This window comes from Stenotrophomonas sp. B1-1 (genome assembly GCF_010894375.1).
Taxonomy (GTDB): domain Bacteria; phylum Pseudomonadota; class Gammaproteobacteria; order Xanthomonadales; family Xanthomonadaceae; genus Stenotrophomonas.
The window spans coordinates 220,503-238,765 of record NZ_JAAIUZ010000005.1; the positions used below are offsets into that span (position 1 = coordinate 220,503).

The following is an 18,263-nucleotide window of genomic DNA, read 5'->3' on the forward strand; positions in this document are numbered from 1 at the left end:
ATACGCCCCCTGCTCAGGGCGGGGGGCGCTTGTCCAACAGGCGGAACAGCGCCTGGTGCTGGTCGCGCGCCTGGAAGATGCGTGCGGCTACCGCCAGGAACAGGGCCACGCAGATCAGGCCGACGCCGAGCATGGAATCGGGCAGCCGCATGAAACCCACTGCGCCGGTCAGCGCGGCCAGCACCATCAGCACCACCACCGCCACCGACAGCCCTGCCCCAGGCAGGCCGGGATCGCCAAACAGCATCCGCTGGGTGGATCGCTTCTCGTCACGCATCGCCGGTCCTTGCTGGGGGGGGTGTCCCACTAGGTACACCGCGCAGGCAGATTCCGGCAGAGTCAGAAACGACATGGCGCCGACAGGCGTTGCCGCCAGACCGTGCAGCGCGCGGGCATCACGCCGCCAGCCACGCTGGATACGACGTGATGCCCTTGCCTGCTGTCAGCGGCTGGCCACCGCCGGTTGCGGCGCCTGGCCCCAACCGCCCAGTGCCTTGTAGACACCGACCACGCTGACATTCACTTCCGCCTCGGCTGCGGCCAGCGCATCGTCGGCGGCCAACTGGGTGCGCTGCGCATCCAGCAGGGTCAGGAAGTCTTCCGAACCTTCGCGGAAGCGGATCTGCGCCAGCGATTCGGCACGTCGTGCCGCCTGCGCCTGCTCGACCACGATCGCCAGACGCGCCTGCTGCTTGGAATAGCGGGTCAGCGCGTTTTCGGTGTCTTCCAGGGCCAGCAGCACCGCCTGTTCGTACTGCGCCGCCACGCCTTCGGCTTCGGCCTTGCTGGCACGCAGGCGCGCCTTCACCGTGCCGAAGTCGAATGCAGCCCAGCTGATCGACGGGGTGAGCGACCACGCCTTGTTGTTGCCGTTGACCAGGCCGCTGGCATCGCCGCCGAGGAAACCGACGAAGCCGGACAGCGACAGGCGTGGGAACAGATCGGCGGTGGCCACGCCGACCCGGGCAGTGGCAGCAGCCAGGCGGCGTTCGGCCATGCGCACGTCGGCACGCTGGCGCAGCAGCTCGCGGGTATCGCCCAGCGGCAGCGCCTTGGCGAATGCCGGCACGTCATGCGGGGCCAGCATCGCGGTCAGCACTTCCGGGCGCTGGCCCAGCAGTACGGCCAGGCGATTGCGCGACTGTGCCTCGGCCACTTCCAGCAGCGGAATGTCGGCCTCGATCGCCTTCAGGCGCGCACGGCTGCTCTGCACGTCCAGTTCGCTGCCGGCGCCCAATTCCCAGCGTGCTTCGGTCAGCTTCTGCGTATCGCGCAGGTTTTCCAGCGTGTGCTGGGCCACCGCGATGCGCTTCTGGGTGCCACGCAGTTCGAAGTAGTTGCGCGCCACCTCGGCCGCCACCAGCACCTGCGCGTCGGCCAGGTTGGCCTGCTCGGCGCCCAGGTCGGCACGCGCGGCTTCGGCGGCACGGCGCTTGCGACCGAACAGGTCCAGTTCCCAGCCGGCATCGAAGCCCAGCTGGTAGCTTTCGCTGAACACCCGCTCGCCGCCCTGCTGTGCATCGGGCTGCTTGCGGCGGTCGTAGCTGCCACCGGCGGTGACATGCGGGGCCTGGTCGAAGCGGCTTTCCACGAACACTGCGCGGGCCTGGCTGACGCGGGCCACGGCCACGCGCAGGTCCAGGTTGTCCGACAGGGCGCCGTGCACCAGCTCTTCCAGCACCGGATCGTCGAACTGCGCCCACCAGCTGGCCACCGGCGCGGCCGTGCTGAACACCGTCTGCTGCGCGCTCTGCAGGGCCACCGGTTCCTGCATCGGTGCCTTGTAGTTGGGGCCGACGGTTACGCAGCCGGCCAGCACCAGGCTGGACACGGCGGCGGCCAAGGTACGGATCACCACGGCAGCACCTCGCCCAGGTAGGTGAAGCTGCCGCTGGCGCCGGCCTCGCCGATCAACGCCATTTCCACGCTGGAACGCGCGCCTTCGCTGATTTCGATTTCGCCGTTGCCACCGTTCATGTCGGTCTTCACGTAACCGGGGTGCACGGTGTTGACCTTGATCGGCGTGTTGCGCAGCTCGTAGGCCAGGGCCAGGGTCCAGCTGTTCACCGCCGCCTTGGAGGCGTTGTAGGCGGGAATCTTGAAATCGTAGATGCCCGAGTTCGGGTCGGCATGCAGGGTCTGCGAGCCGAGCATGCTGGACACGTTGACGATGCGGCCCGACTTGGCCTGCTTGACCAGCGGCAGGAAGGCCTGGGTAACGGCCACCAGTGCATACACGTTGGTGTCGAAGGTGCGGCGCCAGGTATCGAGCGACTGCTCGGACGGTGCCTGCGCCGGGTTCTCGATCATGATGCCGGCGTTGTTCACCAGGATGTCCAGGCGACCGTGGCGCTGGCGCACCTGTTCGGCGGCTTCGGCAATGCTGGCCGCATCGGTCACGTCCAGCTGGATGGCCTCCACGGACAGGCCTTCGGCCTGCAGCTGCAACGCCTGTTCCACCGCCGTTTCGCGCTTGCGACCGGCCAGCAGCGTGTGCACGCCGGCCTGCGCCAGCTGGCGCACGGTTTCCAGGCCGATGCCGCGGGTGGCGCCGGTAACCAGGGCAATCTTGTTCTGATGGGTGTTCATGGGGTCATGCCTCGATAGGGGAAAGCGGGCGCCGGCACCGGGCCGGCGCAACCGCTGTTTTCCAGGTCAGTGATGGATGGTCGGTTCGCCGTGCTGCACCAGCTGGCCACCGCCGTTGCGGGTGACGAACTTGCGCAGGGCGACGTAGAACACGGGGGTCAGGAACAGGCCGAACAGGGTCACGCCCAGCATGCCGGCGAACACAGTGATGCCGGTAACCGAGCGTACCTCGGCACCTGCGCCATGCGACAGCACCAGCGGCACGGTGCCGGCGATGAAGGCGATGGAGGTCATCACGATCGGGCGCAGGCGCAGGCGGCAGGCTTCCAGGGCGGCCTCGACAATGCCCTTGCCGCCCATTTCCAGCTCGCGGGCGAACTCGACGATCAGGATCGCGTTCTTGCACGCCAGGCCCATCAGCACCACCAGGCCCACCTGCACGAACACGTTGTTGTCACCGCCGGTCAGCCACACGCCGAACAGGGCCGACAGCAGGGTCATCGGTACGATCAGGATCACCGCCAGCGGCAGCGACCAGCTTTCGTACAGCGCAGCCAGCACCAGGAAGGCCAGCATGATCGCCACCGGGAAGACGATGAAGGCGGCCTTGCCCTGGGTTGCCTGCTGGTAGCTCAGGTCGGTCCATTCGGTGGTCATGCCCACCGGCAGCACCTTGCCGGCGATCTCGGTCAGCTTGTTCATGGCTTCGGCCGAGGACAGCACGCGCGGGTCGGCTTCACCGGCCAGGTCGGCGGCCGGGTAGCCGTTGAAGCGCAGCACCGGGTCCGGGCCGTAGGTCTGCTTCACGGTGACCATCGAACCGATCGGCACCATCTCGCCACGGTCGTTGCGGGTACGCAGCTTGCCGATGTCTTCCACGCTTTCACGGAACGGACCATCGGCCTGGGCGATCACCTGCCAAGTACGGCCGAACTGGTTGAAGTCGTTCACGTAGGCCGAGCCCAGGTAGGTCTGCAGGGTGTCGAACAGCTCGGTGAGCTGCACGCCCTGCGCCTTGGCCTTCACCCGGTCAACTTCCGCATCCAGCTGCGGCACGTTGGCCTGGTAGCTGGTGATCGGGAACGCCATGCCCGGGGTCTGTGCCACTGCACCCTGCATCGACTGCACCGCATTCTGCAGGGCGCCATAGCCCAGGTTGCCGCGGTCTTCGATGAACATCTGGTAGCCGTTGCCGTTGCCCAGGCCGAGGATCGGCGGCGGCATCATCGAGAACGCGAAGCCTTCCTGCAGGCCGGCGATCTTCTGGTTGATCTCGGCATTGATCTGCGCGGCGGTACGGCCGTGGCGCTCGTTGAACGGCTTGAGCGGGATGAAGGCCACGCCGGTGTTGGGCGTGTTGGTGAACTGCAGCGCGTTCAGACCCGGGAACGAGATGGTGTGGGCCACGCCATCGGTTTCCTGGGCGATCTTGGCGACCTTGCGCAGCATTTCATCGGTACGCGCGATCGACGAGCCTTCCGGGAGCTTCACACCGGCAATCAGGTACAGCTTGTCCTGGGTGGGAATGAAGCCCGGCGGCACCAGCTTGAAGATCACACCGGTACCCACCAGCAGGATCGCGTAGACCACGAACACCGCACCACGACGGCCGAGGATCTTCGAAACGCCACGCTCGTACTTTTCCGAGCTGGACTTGAAGAAGCGGTTGAACGGGCGGAACACCCAGCCGAACAGACGGTCGATCAGGCGGCTCGGGGCGTCCTTGGGCGCACCGTGCGGCTTCAGCAGGCGCGCGGCCAGCGCCGGCGACAGGGTGAGCGAGTTGATGGCCGAGATGACCGTGGAGATGGCGATGGTGACGGCAAACTGCTTGTAAAACTGGCCGGTGACACCGGACAGGAAGGCCATCGGCACGAACACCGCGCACAGCACCAGCGCAATAGCGATGATCGGCCCGGACACTTCGCGCATGGCCTGGTGCGCCGCCGCGGTGGGCGACAGGCCTTCTTCGATGTTGCGTTCAACGTTTTCCACGACCACGATCGCATCGTCCACCACGATGCCGATCGCCAGCACCAGACCGAACAGGCTGAGCGTGTTGATCGAGAAGCCCAGCAGGTACAGCGCAGCGAACGTACCCACCACCGACACCGGCACGGCGATCAGCGGAATGATCGACGCGCGCCAGGTCTGCAGGAACAGGATCACCACCAGCACCACCAGGGCGATGGCTTCCAGCAGCGTGGACACCACGGCCTTGATCGAATCGCGCACGAAGATGGTGGTGTCATACACCGCTTCGTACTTCACGTCGGCCGGGAACGTCTTCTGCATCTCGTCCATGGTGCCGATCACAGCATCACGGATTTCCAGCGCGTTGGCGCCGGGCGACTGGAAGATGCCGATGCCTACCGCGTTCTTGCCATCCAGCTGCGAACGCAGGGTGTAATCGCCGGCGCCCAGTTCCAGGCGGGCCACATCGGACAGGCGCACGATTTCGCCATCGGTGCCGCTCTTGAGCACGATGTCGCCGAATTCCTGCTCGCTCTTCAGTCGGCCCTGCGCGTTGATCAGGGTCAGGAACTGGCTGTTGGGCAGCGGTTCGGCACCGAGCTGGCCGGCCGAGACCTGCACGTTCTGTTCGCGCATGGCGGCCACCACGTCGCTGGCGGTCAGGCCGCGCGCGGCCACCTTGTCCGGGTCCAGCCAGGCGCGCATGGCGTAGTCACCGCCACCGAAGATCTGCGCATCACCCACGCCCTGGATGCGTGCCAGCGCGTCCTTCACGTGCAGGCGAGCGTAGTTGCGCAGGTACAGCGTGTCGTACTTGCCATTGGGCGAGGTCAGGTGCACCACCATCAGGAAGGTGGGCGACTGCTTCTGCGTGGTCACGCCCTGCCGGCGCACGTCTTCGGGCAGGCGCGCCTGCGCCTGGGCCACGCGGTTCTGCACCTTCACCGCCGCTTCGTCCGGGTCGGTGCCCGGGCGGAAGGTGATGGTCATCTGCAGCACGCCGTCCGAACCGGCCACCGACTTGAGGTACATCATGCCCTCGACGCCGTTGATCGCTTCTTCCAGCGGGGTGGCCACGGTTTCAGCAATGACCTTGGGGTTGGCGCCCGGGTAGACCGTGCGCACGACCACCGAGGGCGGCACCACTTCGGGGTACTCGCCGATCGGCAGGATGGGGATCGAGATCAGGCCAGCGGCGAAGATCACGATCGACAGCACCGCCGCGAAGATCGGCCTGTCGATGAAGAAACGGGAAAAGTCCATGGAGGAATTCCTGGGAAATGCCGCCGACGGGCAACAGCCACCCTGCCCCTCGTCGAAATGACGAAGGCAGGGACGGCTGCCGCAGGCGCCGGCAGCTAGAGGGAAACGCGAATCAGTGCTTCAGTGCGGCGGTCGCATCGCGGCCCGGTGCGGGGGCCGGTTGCGGCTGCATCGCCACCGCCTTGGCCTGCACCGGCATGCCCGGCATGAAGACCTTCTGCACGCCGTCGATGATCACCTTGTCACCGGCGGCCAGACCGTCTTCGACGATGCGCAGGCCTTCGGCGGTGCGGCCCAGGCGGACATCGCGCCGCTGCGCCTTGCCGTCCTTGTCGACCACGTACACGTACTTGCGGTCCTGGTCGGTCAGCACTGCCTTGTCATCGATCAGGCGGGCTTCGAACTGGCCGCTGCCCAGCAGCTGCACACGCGCGAACAGGCCCGGGGTGAACTGGCGGTCTGCATTGTCCAGCAGCGCACGCACGCGGATGGTGCCGGTGCTGCGGGTGACCTGGTTGTCGAGGAAATCGACCTTGCCGCTGTGCGGGTAGCCGTCTTCGCCGGACAGGCCGACCTTCACCGGCAGTTCGCTGTCGCGCTCGCTCGGGCGCTGGCCGTTGCGGGCCATCTGGGTGTAGCGCAGGAAGGTGCTTTCGTCGGCATCGAAGTAGACGAACACCGTGTCCAGCGACACCAGCGTGGTCAGCACGCTGGCGCTGTCGCCGGCGGTCACCAGGTTGCCGGCGGTGACCATCGCGCGGCCGGCACGGCCATCGATGGGTGCACGCACCTTGGTGAACTCCAGGTTCAGGCGTGCCGCATCCAGTGCGGCCTGTGCAGCCTGCACGGCGGCGCCGGACTGGTCCGCAGCAGCGCGACGCTGTTCGGCGGTTTCGGTGGAAATGGCCTGCTGTTCGGCCAAGCGCTTGGCGCGCTCGGATTCGCTGCGCGCCAGGCTGGCCTGGGTGCGGGCGCGGGCCAGTTCGGCGGCGGCGCGATCGTACTCGGCCTGGTAGCTGCGGGCGTCGATGGTGAACAGGACAGCGCCCTTCTTCACCTCTTCGCCTTCGACATAGTTGACCTTGTCGATGTAGCCGGACACGCGCGGACGCAGCTCGACGCTCTGCACGGCTTCAACGCGGCCGCTGAATTCGTCCCACTGGCTGACCTGCTTGACCAGTACCGGCGCGGCGCTGACCTGCGGCGGCGGCGGTGCACCGGCCTCTTCGGCATGACCGCCACTGCAGGCGGCCAGCACCGCCGCGGCAAGAATGGAGACACCGGCCATCGCCAGGCGATGACCGATACGGTGTGGAGGGGTGTTGGGGGAAGTCATGGCATGCATCCGTACGGAAGGGGTGGTGGTTCGGTGACGTGTTCGTTTTCTGGCGGCGTAGCCTGCGACCTCAACGTTGGTTGAGGTCAAGCAACGCCTGCGGTGTCGCGCCACAGCGGTGGCAGGTCCAGGTTCAACAGACCGCGCGGCAGTTCGGCATCACTGCTGTCACAGCGGACGATGGCGCGGTTGTCGCGGCAGCCGTCGAGCAGGGACACCACGCGGCGGCCAACCAGCAGCGAGCTGGGCCATTCGATGCAGGCGTTGGCCGCATTGCTGGGGGTACAGACCGGATTGCCGACCTCCAGCATCTGCGCGCGCACGCCCATCGCCTGCGCTTCCTGGTGCACCACCTGCGCGTACATGCGCAGCGCTGCGGTGGTGATGGAGGTTTCGCCGTAGCCGGCCCATGGCTTGGCACCGGCCGGACTGCCGATCAGCACATAGCGGCGCGCGTGCGGGTTGTCCTGCAGCAGCGGCAACAGATGGCGCGCGGCGTGCACGTGCGGCATCAGGTCGGCCTGCAGCGCGCCCAGCAGCGCGTCACCGCTGCGCGCCGTAACCCGGCCACGGTTGTACGGGCCGCCCATGGCCGCCACCACGGCGGCCAGCGGACGCGGGCGCTGCGCCACGCGCTCGGCCACGGTGCGCGCCGACGCATCGTCGCTGAGCGAGCCGAGCATCGTCTGCAGGCCCGGCTCATCGGCGAACTGTTCGTGCAGTGCTGCCAGGCGGCCGGGATCGCGGCCGACCACCAGCACCGGGCTACCGGCCTCCAGCAGCGCACCGACCACGCCCTGGCCGACCGCGCCGGTGCCGCCGAGGACCAGGACCTCGGGGGTCAGAATCCCATTCACGGGACATTTCCTCCCAAATCCGGGATAGTCCCAATTCGACGCAGGCGATCCCCCTGGCGCGGGGCCAGGCGGATGGAACCGCCACGCTGCTGACGCAGGGGCGCGGTAAACTCCCGGAAATCCTTGTGTACCAAGGAACTCGGGCGGACTTCCACGGTCATCGCCTGGTTCAGGGTGTCCTGGCCGGCAAGCCGGAAGCGGGCAAGAATGTTGCGCAGGCTCATGGCGGACGGGCTCCAATCAACGAATGGCGCCACGATAGACCTCAAACCTTTACTTGATTAGTCCGGATTAAGGGGAATAATCATCCCGTCTCCGGTCCAATCGTTCTGTCACGATATCCCCGTCCCCGGCGTCCAGGATCCCGATCATGTCCCACGATCTCAATGAAACCCTGATCTTCGTCAAGGTGGTCGAGCAAGGCAGCTTCATCGCCGCCGCCAAGTCGCTCGGCCTGCCCAAGACCACGGTCAGCCGCAAGGTGCAGGAGCTGGAAACGCGCCTGGGCGCGCGCCTGCTGCACCGGACCACGCGCCGCCTCGGCCTGACCGAAGCCGGTTCGATCTACCACGAGCACTGCCAGCGCATCGCGCGCGAACTGGAAGAAGCCGAGAGCGCGGTCAGCCAGTTGCAGTCGGGCCCGCGTGGCTGGCTGCGTTTCACCGTGCCCTACTCGATCGGCATCACCTGGATCGCACCGCTGCTGGGCCAGTTCCATGCGCAGTACCCGGAAATCCGCCTGGACATGCACATGGGCAACGAGAAGCTGGACCTGATTGCAGGCGAAGCCGACCTGGCCCTGCGCGTGGGTGCCCTGCCCGATTCCAACCTGGTGGCCCGCAAGCTGGGCAGCCTGCGCACCCAGGTGTTCGCCAGCCCGGCCTACATTGAACGTTATGGCGAACCGCTGCACCCGGAAGAACTGCAGTTCCACCGCATCCTGGCGATGCGCAAGCCGCACCACACCGGTAATTCGCCGCGCTTCACCTGGCAGCTGGGCGAGAACGGCGGCGAGCTGCGCGACTTCCCGGTCACCCCGCTGATGACCGCCAACGACATGTCGGCGCTCAATGGTGCGCTGGTGTGCGGCGAAGGGCTGCTGCTGACCGGCGATGTGATGGCCAAGCCCTTCGTTGAATCGGGCATGGTGCGCCGCGTGCTGGCCGGCTGGACCGGCCCGGAAGTGGACTTCAATGCGGTGTTCGCCGGCGGCCGCCTGGTGTCGCCGAAGGTACGCGCCTTCGTCGATTTCCTGGTGGAAAAGCTCAACTTCGATGCCAACTACATGCTGGCCCAGTGCCCGGCCGCGAAGCTGGCGCAACGGCAGCAGGAGAAGGAAGACGCCGCGCTGGAAAGCAGCGGCAAGCGGATTCTGGAGAAGGTGACGGCCGCGGCGTGACGGGTGGTCGTCATCCTGGACCGCCTTTTGTAGAGTCGAGCCATGCTCGACTGCTTCGAAGCGTGCCGACCAAGGTCGGCACCTACCCGCAGCCGGGGCCGGTGGGCTCCAGGGTGTGCCGAGCATGGCTCGGCACCTACAAAAAATGCCGCCTGTAAGGGCGGCATTTTTGTTCCGGCTTCGCCGGAACAGCAGTAACGCTGCGCGTTACTGCTTCAACGGAATCACGCGGATTTCCACGCGGCGGTTCTGCGCGCGGCCGGCGTCGGTGCTGTTGTCGGCAATCGGGTAGGCCTTGCCGGCACCCAGAGTTTCGATACGCACCTGCTGCACGCCCTGGCCTACCAGGTACTGCGCCACCGAATCGGCACGTTCCTTCGACAGGCGGTTGTTCACCGCATCGCTGCCGATGCTGTCGGTATGGCCGACCACTTCGATCATGGTCTGGTTGTACTCGTTCAGCGTGCTGGCAACACCGTTGAGCGAGCTGTAGAACTGCGGCTTCAGCGCCGACTTGCCGAAATCGAAGGTGATGCCATCGGGCAGGTTCAGGGTGATGTTGTCGCCCTGGCGCTGCACGTCGATGCCGGTGTTGGCGGTGCGCTCACGCAGCGCGCGTTCCTGGCGGTCCTGGTAGTTGCCGATGGCGGCGCCGCTGAGCGCGCCGATGCCCGCGCCGATCAAGGCATGCTGGCGGCGTTCGGTGGCGCTGTTGCCGGTCAGCAGGCCGGCCGCCACACCCACGGCGGTGCCGATCAGCGCGCCACGACCGGTGCGGTTCTGCTGCTCGGTCGGATTGCCGTACTGATCGCTCTGCACGTAGGAGCCGCCGGTGGCGCACGCACTCAGCGCGGCGGCAGTCATCAGGGCCAGTGCGACGTTGCGGGTGGTGTTGCGGATCATGGGTGGTCTCCTTGGATGCCGGCCGATGCGGCGTGCGAACGCTCAGGAGGATATACACGCCGGCGCGATGCCGGGATGATGAATGTGAAGGCCGGACGTGCTGCATTCAGCTTTCTGACCCGGCCTTCATCCAGCCTCTTTACGCCCCGCCCGTGCTTCGGTAGGCGGCCAGCGCGGCATCGCGACCGACCGCCAGGTCGACCAGCGGCGTGCGCGGGTAGCCGGGCGCTTTCTCGGCCAGCAGTTGCGGGTGCTGCCACGGGGCAAAGCGCGCCTTCACCGGCAGCGCCGCCAGTTCCGGTACCCAGCGGCTGATATAGCGCGCCTGCGGATCGAATTTCTCGGCCTGGGTGACCGGGTTGAACACGCGGAAGTACGGCGCCGCATCGGCACCGGTGCCGGCCACCCACTGCCAGCCCATCGTGTTGTTGGCCAGGTCCGCATCGACCAGAGTGTCCCAGAACCAGCGTGCGCCGTGCAGCCAATGCGCGCGCAGGTGCTTGCACAGGTAGCTGGCCACGATCATGCGCACGCGGTTGTGCATGTAGCCGGTGTGCCACAGTTCGCGCAGGCCGGCATCGACGATCGGCACGCCGGTGTTGCCACGCTGCCAGTCGTGCAGCTGCGCGGCGCTGGGATTGGCCCACGGGAAGCGGTCGAAACGCGGATTGAGATTGTCGGTGGGCGTCTTCGGGAAGTGGTGCAGCAGGTGGTAAGCGAAGTCGCGCCAGCCCAGCTGGCGCAGGTAGCCATCGATATCGGCGTCGGTGCCGGCGCTGCGCAGGGCCTCCAGCGCGTGGGCGATGCGCCACGGTGCGATCTCACCGAAATGCAGGTGCGGCGACATGCGCGAGGTGCCCACGCGATCAGGCAGGTCACGCTGCTCGCGGTAGCCACGCAGCGCGCCATCTTCGAACACCGACAGCGCTTCCAGCGCACCGGCTTCGCCCGGCTGCCAGTGCTCCCAGAAGCCGCTGTCCCAGTCCAGCGTGGGCGCCAGCTGCAGCGCGTCCAGCGCAAGACCTTGTACTGCGTGCGCCGGCAGTCGCTGCGGCGCGGCCTGCAGCGCGGGTAGGCGCCAGTGGCTGAGCACGTTGCGCCAGTACGGGGTGAACACCTTGTACGGCTGGCCCTGCTGGGTGGCGATATCCCACGGTTCGAACAACAGGCTGCCATTGCAGCTCTGCGCATCGATGCCCTGCTCGCGCAGCGTGCGCTTGATGGTGGCATCACGCGGCTGGGTGGCCGGCTCGTACTTGCGGTTCCAGTACACCGCTTCGGCGCCGGTCTGCTCGATCAGCGCCTGCAGTTCGGCCAGGCTGTCGCCGGCGCGCAGCACCAGTGCGGAACCGCGCGCACGCAGATCGGCATCCAGCGCCGCCAGCGAACGGTGGCGCCAGGCATCGGACGCGGCACCCGGCATCCACTCGCCCTCTTCCTGCGGCGCATGGATGTAGACCGGCACCACGTCATGCCCGGCATCGCGTGCGGCCTGCAGGGCCGGATTGTCCTGCAGCCGCAGATCGCGGCGGAACCATACCAACGCTACCGACACGTGCATCGCCTTCGTTCTGAGTGCCGCACATGATAGCCAGCGACAGTGAAGGCCGTGCGCGCGGCGCGGTCTGCTAGGCTAGCCCGCCCGCCAGTGGAACGTTGCATGCAGGATCTACGTGACCGGTTCACCGTGTTTGGGCCGTTGCAGGCGCAGGATGAAAACCATTGGCAGGGACCGTTCCCGCTGCCGCCGGTCGTGGCCCGCTTCTACGCGCAGGTCGGGCCCCTGGGCCGCGAGATCAATGCCAAGGTCGGCCATGCCGGCATCACCATTCCCGGGCTTGAGGTCTGGATTCCACCGTTGCAGCGCCTGTGGAGCCACCAGGCCGGTTATCGCTGGCATGGCATCAGCGGCGAACCGATCGAGGACTGGCCTTCGAACTGGCTGGTGATTGCCGACCTTGGCGCCGACCCCTTCATCCTGGACATGGACGATGGCCGCATTCTGTTTGCCCAGCATGGGCGCGGGCACTGGGACGCCGGTGTGTTCCTGGATGACCTGCGGACCCTGATGGCCGCGCTGGCCGCCGCCGGTGCGGTGTATCTGCAAGCCGGCGATGATCTCTACAACGATGACGACGAGGGCGGCATCCGCGCCGAGCACCAGGAGACAGCCGTGCAGGCGGTGGCCCAGGTGCTGGGCGACCGCCTGCAGGCCGAGTCGTTCATCGAGACGCTGCAGGGCTGAATCCACGCATGGCGTGGATCTACTTTTCGAAACGCTGCATCGCCTCGCTGATCACCGCCCGGGCCTCGGCCGCGTTGCCCCAGCCATTGAGCTGCACCGGATTGCGCCCGGCGGGCAGGTCTTTGTAGACACGGAAGAAGGCTTCGATGCGCTGCCGCTCGATCTCGGGCAGATCGGCCAGGTCGCGGATGTTGGCGTAGCTGGGGTCCACCTTGTCGGTGGGCACGCCGATCACCTTTTCGTCATGCTCACCGTTGTCGATCATCTTCAGGTAGCCGATCGGACGGAAGCGCACGATCACGCCAGGATGCAGCGGCTCGCGGGTCAGCACCAGGGCGTCCAGCGGGTCGTTGTCACCGGCCAGGGTGCGCGGCATCGAACCATAGTTGGCCGGATAGGCCACCGGCATCGACTGGAACCGGTCCACATGGACCAGCCCGTCTTCCTTGATCTCGTACTTGGTGAAGCTGCCGGCGGGGATCTCCACCGCCAGGTTCACTTCCTGCGGGGCCTGCTTCGGCTGCGCGGCCAGGAACGGGTGCAGTACGGCTTCGGCAGCGGTGGCAGCCCCTGCCACCAGCAGCACGGCTGCGGCGAGGGCGGCCACCGGCACGAAACGTCGGGATGCGATCATCGTTGGTTCCTCATTCCCAGCAGCGGTCAGCGCGACCCTTGGCAGTCTGCGCACGCGGGCATGCACGCGGGGTGATGCGCCCCTGCTGCAGCTCCACCTTCTGCGTGCTGCCATCGGCAGCGCGGCGCAGTTCGAAGGCGTCGTACAGACGGCCGGTGACCGTGCGGGCTTCGTAACGCAGCTTCTGCGGATCAACGCGCAGCACCTGGAACAGCTGGGTGTCTTCGGCCACCGGGTCCATGGTCTGTTTCGCCTCGTCCGACAGCCGGTACTGCTTCGGCCCGGCCACGGTCACCACGTACTGCGGCGTAGCCGCCTGGCCTTCGCCACGACGGCCATAGGTGTGGTCATGGCCCTGCAGCACCAGATCCACCTTGTGGCGACGGATCACCGGCTGCAGCACCTCCTGCAGTGCGGCGTTCTGGCGGCCTTCGCGCGGCGAATAGAACGGCTGGTGCAGCAGGACGATCGTCCACGCGCGCGGGTTGCTGCTCAGTACGGTGTCCAGCCACTGCGCCTGCGCCTGTGCGGTGCCCAGGTCCAGCGCCGAGGTGCCATCGAGCACCACCACGCGCACGTCCTGCACGTCGAACCAGTAGGTGCTGGTATCGGCCGCTGCCACACCGTTGCCCGGCAGCGCGAAGGTGACCGGCCAGTGGCGGCCCAGCACACGGCGTTCCTGCGGCGTGTCTTCGAATTCCTCGAAGTATTCGTGGTTGCCGATGGCCGACGCCACCAGCGTTTCCTGCGCCAGCCAGCCGGTGGCGGCGAACCATTCGCCCCACTCGCTATCGTCGGCGCCGTCGCCACCGCTGACCAGGTCGCCGGCGAACAGGCTGATCCGTGCATCGGGCGCGGCCTTCTGCGCGGCACGCACCACGCGGCTGACATGGCTCAGGTTCTTGTTCTGGGTATCACCGAAGTACAGCAGGGTCAGCGGCTGTCCCGCTGTACCTGCGGTGCGCAGCTGGTTCCATGCACTCCAGCCGCCATTGCCCTGCACGCGGTAGACATACAGCGTATCCGGCTGCAGCCCTTCCACCTGCACGCGGTGGTGGTGGGACAGGCCGTTCTCGCTCTGCAGCGTCTGCGTGCTCGCACGCAGCTGGCGCACGCCCTCGATGGCCGGCGAATCACCGGCCACTGCCACTTCCAGCAGCGGCGACTGCACGCTGCCGTCGGTACGCCAGGCCACCGCGAATGCGTGCGCCGGATCGGCCGAAGGCGATGCCACGATGCGGTCCGGCAGTGGCGTGGCCGCGTAGTGGCGGCTGCCCTGCGGAACCTGGGTATTGGGCTCGGCTGCCGCGCCCGCCAGCAGCGGCGCGGCCAGCAACAGGGCGACAGTCAGTGCGCGCATGCAACGACCGCTCATGCGCCACACTCCAGTGGCAGCGAAAGCTGCTTGGCGATGGCCTGCCAATCGAAGGCGACGACGCCCTGGTCGTCATGCACCGCATACAACGCGCCATGCGGGAAGCGCGGCGTGGGCTGCTGCATCATCCAGATGCCATCGGTGTTGGCCACCGTATTGCCCTGGAACGCGCCGACCGGCTTCAAGGTATGGCGGTCGAACAGATGGAACACACTGCGCTGCTTGCCCTGTTCGGTGGTGATCCACCAACCGTCCTTGCCGCAGGTGCGCAGCATCACGCCTTCGGCCTGTGCCTTGAACACATCGCGGCCGAAGGTGGTGCCGGTGAAGCGGCCGGCCAGGGTGTAGACCTTGAATTCGCTGGCGTAGCTTTCGTCTTCTTCGGCAATCAACAGGCGGTCGTTGGCCGGGTCGCCCCAGATCGATTCGACCACGCGCAGCGCACCGGCCTCGCTGGTATCGCCGATGCTGGCGGCCAGGGTGGCTTCAAGCTTGGCGCCATCGCGGTTGACGTGGTATTGGCGCACGCGCTTGTCCAGTTCGGCCAGCGGCGGCAGGATGTCCTTGCCCTGCGCGTCCTCGCCGTTGTCCCACGAATCGGTGACGTACACGCTGTAGCCGTCGGCCCGCTTGTCCACCCACAGGCCGTAGGGCTTGCGCAGATCCTGCACACCGAACACGGCCAGCGGGGTGAAATCGGGCAGCGAGAACACCTGCACGCGGTGGTTGTCACGCTCCACGATCCACAGCAGGTCATCGGTCACCGAAATGCCATTGGGGCGATCGAACTGACCCAGTGCGGTGCCGCTGCTGCCGACATCGCGCAGGTGCTTGCCGCTGCTGCCATCGTAGACCACCAGCTTGTCGGTGGCCTTGGCGGTGGCGATCAGCCAGGTCGCGCCGTCGGGCGCCTGCCAGCTGGCGGGCGAATCGATGTTGTCGGCCGGGGTCATCGGGGTCAGGAAGGCCTCGGCGATGGTCGCCACGGCCCGGGGTGCATCGGCGCCAACGCTGGCCTGTGCGGAGGCGGAGCTGCCCGCATCCGGCGACGGTGCCGGGGTGCAGCCGGCGGCCAGGCAGGCGACCAGCGCGGCCGCCAGCAGGTTCATGCCGCGCGCCATCACAGGGCCACCTTCAGGCCGACGGCGTAGGTGCGGCCATACTCTTCCAGCTGCAGGGTGCGCGAACGCGTGCCCTGGTACAGCTCCAGCGGCTTGTCCAGCAGGTTCTGCGCTTCGAAGTACATGCTGATGCGCGGGGTGAACTTGTAGTCCAGCGAGAAGTCCAGCTGGGTGTTGGGTGCCACGTAGATGTCGAACGCGCGGCCCTTGCCGATGCTGTCCAGGTATTCGCTGCGGTACACCGCGGCCAGGCGCGTGCTCAGACCATACTTTTCATAGCCGATGTGGGCGCTGTACACGTGCTTGGATGCGCGCGGCAGCATGAAGTCCTCATCGGCACGGTCTGCAATGCCGGCGTCGAATTCGGTGTCCAGCCAGGTGCCGCTGGCACCGACCAGCAGGCCATCCAGGGCGCCCGGCAGGAACGACAGCTGCTGCTGCCAGTTCAGTTCGGCGCCGCGCACGGTGGCCTTGCGGCCGTTGATCGGCTGGGTCACGTCGAAGCCACCGTAGGCCGGGTCGTTGGTGCGCACGGTTTCCACGATGTAGCCGTCGATGGACTTGTGGAACAGGCCCAGCGAAACGATGCCGGTGGTGCCCAGGTACTTCTCCACCGACAGGTCGATGTTCTTCGACTCGTACGGATCCAGTTCCTGGTTGCCCAGGCGCACTTCTTCATCGCCACGGCTGTACCCCACACGCGGGGAGACATCGCCGAAGGACGGGCGCGCGACGGTCTTGTTGGCCGAGGCACGCAGCACCCAGTCGTCGGCTGCGTCGTAGCGCAGGTGCAGGCCCGGCAGCACGTTGGTGTAGCTGCTGTTGGCCACGCGCGGGGTGACCGTGAAGCTGCGCCCGTTGGCGGCCACGTCCACCTGGTTGCCGATGGCCTGGAAGCGCGTGCTTTCCACGCGCACGCCACCGATCACGCGCAGCGCACCGATGTCCCAGGTGCCCATGGCGTAGCTGGCGAAGATGTCTTCGCTGGCCACGTAGTCTTCTTCCAGCGAGGTCATCGCATTGCCACCGACATCCTGCGGGCGGGCGCTGTACTGGCCGCCGTTAGCCGCCCAATAGGCGCGCATCGCGTCCGAGCTCATGCCATCGCCCAGGTTGCCGTGGCGGTGCTCGGGCGAACCGGTGGTCCAGCTCGACAGGGCCACCTTCGGGCCGACGCGCAGTTCGCGCTCGTCCACGTTCACGTCGCGGTCGCGCCAACGGCCCAGCAGACCGAACTTGATGCTGCTGCTGTCGCCGTCGAATCGCACGTTCACCTGCGCGCTGTGTTCCTTGTCGTTCACCTGCTTGGGCGAGAGCACGAAGCGGTCGAAGGCGTAGTTGCCGTTGTCCAGCCACTGCGGGTTGTCGAAGGTGTAGGTCGGCAGACGGCTGCGCTGGTCGAGCGTGCCGTTGAAATCGTCGCCGTCCAGGCTGAAACGCGCTTCCATTTCATCGTTCACCCGTTCTTCGGTGCGGGTGTAGCCCACCTTGTAATCGACCACGGCATTGGTGAAGGTGTTTTCGCCGCCCAGGCTGGCGGCGAAGGTGTTTTCTTCCTTGGTGCGGTAACGCATGCGCTTGTCGATCGCATCGCCGGGCATATCGTCCAGGCGGTACTGGTCGGTGCCGGTGCGGACCATGTCGGCATCGTCGAAGTTGAAGATCACCCGCTGGCGGGTCTCGGCATCATCGAACTGGCTGTACAGCGTGCGCAGGTAGTACTTGCTGTACTCGCTGGGGCGCCAGTCCAGGTTGAGGTTGGCGCCGATGCGCTTGCGCTCGATCTCGTACTTGCGGTGCTGCAGGTTGATCGCGGTGACGTCACCGGGTGCGGCATCGTCCTCGCCGTCGTACTCCACTTCGCTGTTGTCCGATTCGAACGTGCGCTTCTGGTAGTTCACGCCCAGCGCCACGCCGAAGGTATCGGCGAACACTTCGCTGTAGTTGAAGGCCGCCTTGGGGCTGGTTTCACCGGACAGCTGCTGGTGGCTGGCTTCAATCTTGCCGCGCAGGCTGCGGCCATCGCGGTCGAAGGCCGAGGCCGATTCGACCAGCACCGCACCACCAATGGCATCACCCGGCATGTCCGGGGTAGGCGACTTGACCACGCGCAGGCGTTCGGTCGAATCGGACGGAATCACGTCCAGCGGTGCGGCGCGGCTGGAATCTTCCGGCGTGCCCACGGCGATGCCATCCACGCTGACGCTGTTGAGGTTGGCGTCCAGGCCGCGGATGACCACGAAACGGCCTTCGCCCTGGTCGCGGGTCACGCTGACGCCCGGCAGGCGCTGCAGCGATTCGGCCACGTTCTTGTCCGGGTACTGGCCCAGCGCATCGGAGGAGACCGCATCTTCGATCGCGTTGCTGCTGCGCTTCAGATCGACGGCACGCACCTGCGATTCCAGCTGGGCGCGCACTTCGATGCGGTCCAGGTCGACCGCATCGGCGGCAACCGCGCCGGCACCGGCCACGACCTGCTGCCCGGCAGCGTGCAGCGGCGCTGCAGCCCCCATCGCCAGAGTCAGGGTGATGGCCATGGCCAGCGGAGTCTTGATATGCACGTTGAA

15 protein-coding genes are annotated in these 18,263 nt (G+C 66.8%); 2 read left to right on the forward strand and 13 right to left on the reverse strand.

Annotated features, from left to right (window positions below; all coding sequences use genetic code 11):
* Positions 1–13: 13 nt before the first annotated feature.
* From G4G00_RS04220 to G4G00_RS04250, 7 genes are all read right to left on the reverse strand, one after another.
* Positions 14–277, reverse strand: a complete 264-nt coding sequence (locus G4G00_RS04220; protein WP_108749314.1) for a hypothetical protein — start codon at positions 275–277, stop codon at positions 14–16.
* Between the two features lie 165 nt (positions 278–442).
* The gene (locus tag G4G00_RS04225) at positions 443–1,858 is read right to left on the reverse strand and encodes an efflux transporter outer membrane subunit (protein ID WP_164271461.1); all 1,416 of its coding nucleotides are present in this window, start codon (positions 1,856–1,858) and stop codon (positions 443–445) included.
* Positions 1,852–2,589: an SDR family oxidoreductase gene (locus G4G00_RS04230; protein WP_164271463.1), complete on the reverse strand. Its 738-nt coding sequence runs from the start codon at positions 2,587–2,589 to the stop codon at positions 1,852–1,854. Before G4G00_RS04230 ends, G4G00_RS04225 begins: the two co-directional genes overlap by 7 nt.
* Positions 2,590–2,655: 66 nt before the next feature.
* A complete protein-coding gene (locus tag G4G00_RS04235) occupies positions 2,656–5,826 on the reverse strand; it encodes a multidrug efflux RND transporter permease subunit (protein ID WP_108752810.1) in 3,171 nt (1,056 codons plus the stop codon).
* 112 nt (positions 5,827–5,938) lie between these two features.
* A complete protein-coding gene (locus G4G00_RS04240; RefSeq protein WP_164271466.1) occupies positions 5,939–7,162 on the reverse strand; it encodes an efflux RND transporter periplasmic adaptor subunit in 1,224 nt (407 codons plus the stop codon).
* An 86-nt stretch (positions 7,163–7,248) separates the two neighbouring features.
* The gene (locus G4G00_RS04245; protein ID WP_108752808.1) at positions 7,249–8,019 is read right to left on the reverse strand and encodes an SDR family NAD(P)-dependent oxidoreductase; all 771 of its coding nucleotides are present in this window, start codon (positions 8,017–8,019) and stop codon (positions 7,249–7,251) included.
* The gene (locus G4G00_RS04250) at positions 8,016–8,243 is read right to left on the reverse strand and encodes a hypothetical protein (RefSeq protein WP_164271469.1); all 228 of its coding nucleotides are present in this window, start codon (positions 8,241–8,243) and stop codon (positions 8,016–8,018) included. The genes G4G00_RS04245 and G4G00_RS04250 overlap by 4 nt, the downstream gene beginning before the upstream one ends.
* A 146-nt stretch (positions 8,244–8,389) precedes the next feature.
* On the opposite strand from G4G00_RS04250, the gene G4G00_RS04255 reads away from it, so the two are divergent.
* Positions 8,390–9,418 (forward strand): LysR family transcriptional regulator, encoded by a 1,029-nt coding sequence (locus G4G00_RS04255; RefSeq protein ID WP_108749308.1) that lies wholly within the window; start codon positions 8,390–8,392, stop codon positions 9,416–9,418.
* Positions 9,419–9,625: 207 nt separating this feature from the next.
* Here G4G00_RS04255 and G4G00_RS04260 read toward each other — a convergent pair whose 3' ends face one another.
* Both G4G00_RS04260 and G4G00_RS04265 read right to left on the reverse strand, forming a co-directional pair.
* Positions 9,626–10,321, reverse strand: coding sequence for an OmpA family protein (locus G4G00_RS04260; protein ID WP_108749307.1), 696 nt, complete (start codon positions 10,319–10,321; stop codon positions 9,626–9,628).
* Between the two features lie 139 nt (positions 10,322–10,460).
* Complete coding sequence (locus tag G4G00_RS04265) at positions 10,461–11,876, reverse strand: deoxyribodipyrimidine photo-lyase (RefSeq protein WP_164271557.1); 1,416 nt, start codon at positions 11,874–11,876, stop codon at positions 10,461–10,463.
* Between the two features lie 105 nt (positions 11,877–11,981).
* Between G4G00_RS04265 and G4G00_RS04270 the strand changes: the two genes are divergently transcribed.
* A complete protein-coding gene (locus G4G00_RS04270; protein WP_164271472.1) occupies positions 11,982–12,566 on the forward strand; it encodes a hypothetical protein in 585 nt (194 codons plus the stop codon).
* Positions 12,567–12,585: 19 nt separating this feature from the next.
* Here G4G00_RS04270 and G4G00_RS04275 read toward each other — a convergent pair whose 3' ends face one another.
* Genes G4G00_RS04275 through G4G00_RS04290 form a run of 4 tightly spaced genes read right to left on the reverse strand, consistent with a single transcriptional unit; the run spans position 12,586 to position 18,257 of the window.
* Positions 12,586–13,200, reverse strand: a complete 615-nt coding sequence (locus G4G00_RS04275) for an inorganic diphosphatase (RefSeq protein WP_108752805.1) — start codon at positions 13,198–13,200, stop codon at positions 12,586–12,588.
* 10 nt (positions 13,201–13,210) lie between these two features.
* Positions 13,211–14,560 (reverse strand): metallophosphoesterase family protein, encoded by a 1,350-nt coding sequence (locus tag G4G00_RS04280; RefSeq protein ID WP_240336081.1) that lies wholly within the window; start codon positions 14,558–14,560, stop codon positions 13,211–13,213.
* Positions 14,561–14,571: 11 nt separating this feature from the next.
* A complete protein-coding gene (locus G4G00_RS04285) occupies positions 14,572–15,696 on the reverse strand; it encodes a phytase (RefSeq protein WP_164271478.1) in 1,125 nt (374 codons plus the stop codon).
* Positions 15,696–18,257, reverse strand: coding sequence for a TonB-dependent receptor (locus G4G00_RS04290; RefSeq protein ID WP_164271481.1), 2,562 nt, complete (start codon positions 18,255–18,257; stop codon positions 15,696–15,698). Before G4G00_RS04290 ends, G4G00_RS04285 begins: the two co-directional genes overlap by 1 nt.
* Between the last annotated feature and the right edge of the window lie 6 nt (positions 18,258–18,263).

Bases quoted from the DNA above. Each gene is read 5' to 3' on its own strand.
- G4G00_RS04220 (WP_108749314.1), bottom strand. From the start codon at position 277: ATGCGTGACGAGAAGCGATCCACCCAGCGGATGCTGTTTGGCGATCCC.
- G4G00_RS04230 (WP_164271463.1), bottom strand. From the start codon at position 2,589: ATGAACACCCATCAGAACAAGATTGCCCTGGTTACCGGCGCCACCCGC.
- G4G00_RS04235 (WP_108752810.1), bottom strand. From the start codon at position 5,826: ATGGACTTTTCCCGTTTCTTCATCGACAGGCCGATCTTCGCGGCGGTG.
- G4G00_RS04240 (WP_164271466.1), bottom strand. From the start codon at position 7,162: ATGACTTCCCCCAACACCCCTCCACACCGTATCGGTCATCGCCTGGCG.
- G4G00_RS04250 (WP_164271469.1), bottom strand. From the start codon at position 8,243: ATGAGCCTGCGCAACATTCTTGCCCGCTTCCGGCTTGCCGGCCAGGAC.
- G4G00_RS04255 (WP_108749308.1), top strand. From the start codon at position 8,390: ATGTCCCACGATCTCAATGAAACCCTGATCTTCGTCAAGGTGGTCGAG.
- G4G00_RS04260 (WP_108749307.1), bottom strand. From the start codon at position 10,321: ATGATCCGCAACACCACCCGCAACGTCGCACTGGCCCTGATGACTGCC.
- G4G00_RS04270 (WP_164271472.1), top strand. From the start codon at position 11,982: ATGCAGGATCTACGTGACCGGTTCACCGTGTTTGGGCCGTTGCAGGCG.
- G4G00_RS04275 (WP_108752805.1), bottom strand. From the start codon at position 13,200: ATGATCGCATCCCGACGTTTCGTGCCGGTGGCCGCCCTCGCCGCAGCC.
- G4G00_RS04280 (WP_240336081.1), bottom strand. From the start codon at position 14,560: ATGCGCGCACTGACTGTCGCCCTGTTGCTGGCCGCGCCGCTGCTGGCG.
- G4G00_RS04285 (WP_164271478.1), bottom strand. From the start codon at position 15,696: ATGGCGCGCGGCATGAACCTGCTGGCGGCCGCGCTGGTCGCCTGCCTG.